This is a genomic window from Massilia sp. NBRC 108631 (assembly GCF_059704565.1).
This window is the reverse complement of sequence record NZ_BAAKJE010000121.1, coordinates 1-4,084: the sequence shown is the minus strand read 5'-3', so window position 1 is coordinate 4,084 and position 4,084 is coordinate 1. Positions and strand designations below refer to the sequence as shown.

The window sequence follows — 4,084 nt, the reverse complement described above, 5'->3', positions numbered from 1 at the left end:
ACACCATCAAGGGCTCGGCCGGCCTGTTCAGCCTGGACCACATCGTCGCCTTCACCCACGTGCTGGAAAGCGTGCTCGATGAAGTCCGCGCCGGGACGGTCGATACGGACGGCGAGCTGGTCACGCTGCTGCTGTCCTGCTGCGACCATATCGGCGCCATGACGGACGCGCTGGAAGCCGGCCAGGCCGGCGCGGACGACGCCATGCGGCAGCGCGGCGCGCCCTTGCTGCTACGGCTGTCCGCCTACCTGGACGATGGGCATGCCAACGCCGCTTGCGCGGCGGATGGCGCCGCCGCCACGGTAGCGGACGGTGGAGCCCCGGTGGCGCGCAGCCAAGGCACGCACTGGCACATCTCCCTGCGTTTCGGACCGGACGTGCTGCGCAACGGCATGGACCCGCTGTCCTTCTTGCGCTACCTGAACCAGATCGGCCGCATCACCGCCATTGCCACCGTGGACGACGCGCTGCCTGAGCCCGGCCAGATGGACCCCGAGTCCTGCTACCTGGGCTACGAGATCGCCTTCGACAGCAGCGCCGACCAGGCCACCATCGAGGCGGTGTTCGAATTCGTGCAGGACGATTGCACGGTGCGCGTCATGCCGCCCCAGCCTCCGGGGCTGCCGCAGCTGCAGGCCCCGGTACAGCCGCAGGAGCTGCAGAAAGCGCAGCCGGATCAACGGGGCGCCGAATCGCGCACCGTGCGCGTGGACGCTGACAAGCTGGACCACCTGATCAACCTGGTGGGAGAATTGATCATCGCCGGCGCCTCGGCCGACCTGATCGCGCGCCGCGTGCGCAACGCCGAACTGCAGGAAAGCACCTCGCGCCTGTCCACGCTGGTGGAGGAAGTGCGCGACAGCGCGCTGCAGCTGCGCATGGTGAAAATCGGCGCCACCTTCAACCGCTTCCAGCGCGTGGTACACAACGTATCGCGCGAACTGGGCAAGGACATCGCGCTGGTGGTCAACGGCGAGGACGCTGAGCTGGACAAGACCGTGGTGGAGAAAATCGGCGACCCGCTGATGCACCTGGTGCGCAACGCCATCGACCACGGCATCGAAGCGGCCGAACGGCGCACCGCGGCGGGCAAGCCCGCGCGCGGCACCGTGCGGCTCAACGCCTATCACGACTCCGGCAGCATCGTCATCGAAGTGAGCGACGATGGCGGCGGCTTGAAGAAGGAGCGCATCTTCGCCAAGGCCGTCGAGCGGGGCCTGGTGGAGGCCGACCGCAAGCTGAGCGACGGTGAAATTTACGCGCTCATCTTCGAGCCGGGGTTCTCAACGGCCGAACAGGTGACCAACCTGTCCGGCCGCGGCGTGGGCATGGACGTGGTCAAGCGCAATATCAACGCGCTGCGCGGCAGCGTGTCGGTCGACAGCGCGGAAGGCAAGGGCACCACGGTGACGGTGCGCCTGCCGCTCACGCTCGCCATCATCGATGGCTTCCTGGTCGGCCTGGGCAAGTCCACCTATGTGATCCCGCTCGACACGATAGAGGAGTGCATCGAATTCGCGGCCGAACCTGGCCAGGACTACGCCAACCTGCGCGGCCAGGTATTGCCCTTCGTGCGCCTGCGCGACATGTTCGGCGTGCAAGGCCCGGCCGGGCGGCGCGAATCCATCGTGGTGCTGAAGCACGCAGGCCAGCGCGCCGGGCTGGTGGTGGACAGCTTGCTGGGCGAGTTCCAGACCGTGATCAAGCCGCTCAGCCCCGTATTCAGCGGCGTACGCTGCATCAGCGGCTCCACCATCCTGGGCAGCGGTGAAGTGGCGCTGATACTGGATGTGGCGGCCCTGCTGCAGCACCATGGCGGCGCCGGGTCCCAGCACCTGCAACTACAAGCCGCGTAATTATTTCAAGATCTTTCGGAGACGAGCATGTTCAACAAACTCAAGGTAGGCACCCGCCTCGGCATCCTGGTCGCGCTGCTGTCCATCATCGTGATGGCTGTCGGCTACGCGGGCATGCGCGGCATGAACTTCAGCAACGGCAAGCTCAAAACGGTGTACGAGGACCGCACCATCGCCCTCGGCCAGTTGGCCAAGATCGGCGACGCCATGCTGCGCATGCGCCACCGCAGTGTGCAAGCCTCGTTCGGCGCCACGCCGGCCGAGGTGGAAGCCGACCTGGTGGCGCTGGAGAAGAACGACGCAGCCTTCAAGAAGAACATGGGCGATTACCTGGGCACGGTGCTCACGCCCGAGGAAAAGAAGATGGTCGATGAGTTCACGCCAGCCTGGAATGCCTACAACGACAAGCGCGCCGCCGCCATGGCGCTGGCCAGGGCCGGCAACCAGAAGGCTGCCGCCGAGGCCATGCGCAATATCGAAAAGGACTTTTACCTGCCCCTGGACTTGCTGACCAAGCTGCGCACGCTGCAGGAAGATGTGGCCAGGCAGGAGTACGAAGACGCGGTCAGGCAATACGACGACACCACGCGCCTGAACGTGGGCCTGATCTGCGGAGGCCTGCTGATTGGCGTGCTGCTGTCCTGGATCTTGATCCGCAGCCTGCTGCGCCAGCTGGGCGGCGAGCCTGATTATGCGGCGCAGATCGTCGGTGAAGTCGCCCACGGCAATCTGGCGGTCGACATCCGCGTGCGCGAAGGCGACCGCAGCAGCCTGCTGTATTCGATGAAGCAGATGGTGGACAAGCTGTCGCAGGTTGTGGCCGAAGTGACCAACGGCGCCCAGGTGCTGGCCGGTGCATCCGAAGAAGTGAGCGCCACCGCGCAGTCGCTGTCGCAGGCGGCCAGCGAGCAGGCGGCGGGCGTGGAGCAGACCAGCGCCTCGGTCGAGGAAATGACCGCCTCCATCGCGCAGAACACCGAGAACGCCAAAGTGACCGACGCCATGGCCAGCAAGGCCGCCATCGAGGCCACCGAGGGCGGTGCGGCGGTGAGGGAAACCGTGGCGGCCATGAAGCAGATCGCCAACAAGATCGTCATCATCGACGACATTGCCTACCAGACCAACCTGCTGGCCCTGAACGCTGCCATCGAGGCGGCGCGCGCAGGCGAACATGGCAAAGGCTTCGCCGTGGTCGCGGCTGAAGTGCGCAAGCTGGCCGAGCGCTCGCAGGTGGCGGCGCAGGAAATCGGCGAAGTGGCGGCCAGCAGCGTGAGCCTGGCCGAGCGCGCCGGAGAACTGCTGAACTCCATGGTCCCCAACATCAAGAAGACCTCCGACCTGGTGCAGGAGATCACGGCGGCATCGGAAGAACAGTCCACCGGCGTGGGCCAGATCAACGCGGCGGTCGGCCAGCTGTCCAGCACCACCCAGCAGAATGCCGCCGGCTCCGAGGAACTGGCATCCACCGCCGAAGAGATGAGCAGCCAGGCCGAGGAACTGCAGGCCGCCATTGCCTTCTTCCGCGTGGCCGGCGCCGCGCCGGTGCAGCAGCGCGCCAACGTGCAAGTATTGCGCAAACCGCCTGCGCGCAGCGGCGGCCGCAAGCCCGCGTCGCCGTCCGGTGGCCATGTCAGCCTGGCGCACTTCCCGGACGGCGAGCCGGACGAAGCGCACTTCACCAAGTTCTGAGCGGGAACGGCATATGCAAGCGTTACCGCAAGCCCCTGCGCAATACCTGACCTTCACCCTGGGCGGCGAGACCTATGCGGTCGGCATCCTGGCGGTGAAGGAAATCATCGAATACGCCGGACTGACGCCGGTGCCGATGATGCCCGAAGCGATACGCGGCGTGATCAACCTGCGCGGCGCCGTGGTGCCGGTGATGGACCTGGCCGCGCGCTTCGGCCGCCAGGCCAGCGAAATCACCAAGCGCACCTGCATCGTCATCGTTGAAGTGGTGCAGGGGCACACCGGAGAACACCAGGTGCTCGGCGTGATGGTGGACGCCGTCAGCGCCGTGCTGGAAATTGCCGCGGCCGACATCGAACCGGCGCCGGCCTTCGGCGCGCGCATCCGCAGCGACTTCATCGCCGGCATGGGCAAGGTCAACGGCAAGTTCGTGATCCTGCTGGACGCCAGCCAGGTGCTGTCGGTGGACGAAATCAGCGCGTTGGCGGCCGCATGACACCCGCCGCCATCAGCGACCATGAGTTCGCGCAGTTCCAGCG

The 4,084-nt window shown here is 66.4% G+C and carries 3 protein-coding genes; all 3 read left to right on the top strand.

Going from position 1 to position 4,084, the window contains the following annotated elements; genetic code table 11:
- Positions 1–1,856 (top strand): chemotaxis protein CheA (locus AC6H42_RS13430; protein WP_497548257.1); only part of this gene is annotated, 1,856 nt, incomplete at its 5' end.
- 27 nt (positions 1,857–1,883) lie between these two features.
- Positions 1,884–3,545 (top strand): methyl-accepting chemotaxis protein, encoded by a 1,662-nt coding sequence (locus tag AC6H42_RS13425; RefSeq protein WP_057158938.1) that lies wholly within the window; start codon positions 1,884–1,886, stop codon positions 3,543–3,545.
- 13 nt (positions 3,546–3,558) lie between these two features.
- The gene (locus tag AC6H42_RS13420; protein WP_057158937.1) at positions 3,559–4,041 is read left to right on the top strand and encodes a chemotaxis protein CheW; all 483 of its coding nucleotides are present in this window, start codon (positions 3,559–3,561) and stop codon (positions 4,039–4,041) included.
- The last annotated feature ends 43 nt before the right edge of the window (positions 4,042–4,084 follow it).